The 249-nt window shown below is 42.2% G+C and carries 1 protein-coding gene; it reads left to right on the top strand.

From position 1 onward, the window contains the following. The coding region (locus tag IQR33_RS33870; RefSeq protein WP_228014047.1) for a hypothetical protein at positions 1 to 249 on the top strand (249 nt) is incomplete at both ends.

Below are 249 nucleotides of genomic sequence, written 5' to 3'. Positions count from 1 at the left end.
GCTGGTGGAATTGGAAACCATAAAAGAGGTTAACGCCGAACTAGGATTGCCTAGTGCTCCAGATCGACTTGTAGATGAAGGCTTCTCTAAGTCTGCCTATTGGAAGTGGTTTAAGGAAAACAGGCACTTGTATGTTGCGATGGTTATGGGGTATTCAGAGTTTAAGGTTCAGAACCTAGTAACCAATACTAACCAGGATTTGATAGCCAAGATACTAACTAACCTAAGTAAAAAGGAGCTGGTATCGCT

This window comes from Vibrio sp. OPT46 (genome assembly GCF_015163535.1).
In the GTDB taxonomy this organism is placed as follows: Bacteria; Pseudomonadota; Gammaproteobacteria; order Enterobacterales; family Vibrionaceae; genus Vibrio; species Vibrio alginolyticus.
The sequence above is the reverse complement of the archived record's forward strand: the minus strand, read 5'-3'. Positions and strand labels throughout refer to the sequence as shown.